This is a genomic window from Rhodococcus sp. T2V, from assembly GCF_029269925.1.
Taxonomy (GTDB): Bacteria; Actinomycetota; Actinomycetes; order Mycobacteriales; family Mycobacteriaceae; genus Rhodococcus_F; species Rhodococcus_F koreensis.
This window is the reverse complement of sequence record NZ_JARJBD010000375.1, coordinates 1-546: the sequence shown is the minus strand read 5'-3', so window position 1 is coordinate 546 and position 546 is coordinate 1. Positions and strand designations below refer to the sequence as shown.

Below are 546 nucleotides of genomic sequence, written 5' to 3'. Positions count from 1 at the left end.
GTTCGTCACAGATTCGCTACCAGGAGATCCCTTCTCGTCACCCGGGCACGGTGGTGATCACGGTGAACAGTTGCGCGATCACGTCGTTTTCGGCGATCGCGACGTCGTACCCGGAGATCAGTGGCCCACTCGATCCGGCGCCGGCGGCTCGATCGAGCGGGACGACGTCAAAGGCAAGCAGGCCCAGGTTGGCGGTCTGGTAGACCGGACCTGATTGGGTGAACGTCAGGCCCGACAACGGGCCGTCGAGCAGTTCCTGCGCCCTCTCGTGTAGTCGGTCTTGGCCGATGATCGTCCCCTCCGGGTCCGACCAGCGGACGTCGGGGGCATAGTTTCGGCGTACCACCGTCAGGCGCCGCTGCGGGTCACGTTCGTTGAACACCGCCCGCAGGTTCTCCTCCATCAACCGAACGATGTTCTCACTCAACGCGCTTTTCCTCTCCCTCGTGCCGGGGCCTGACTGCCGGTTCCGAATCCGGACAAAGTCGTGCGGGTTACTCCACGTGGATGTGGGTGTCGTGGAGTTCGGTGACCGCGGCGTCGAGG

The 546-nt window shown here is 64.1% G+C and carries 1 protein-coding gene; it reads right to left on the bottom strand.

Translation table 11 applies throughout. The features are described from left to right. Nucleotides 1-37: 37 nt before the first annotated feature. Entirely contained in the window at nucleotides 38-427 is a 390-nt protein-coding gene (locus P3H15_RS54450) for a nuclear transport factor 2 family protein (protein WP_276144894.1), read from the bottom strand. Nucleotides 428-546 lie beyond the last annotated feature (119 nt).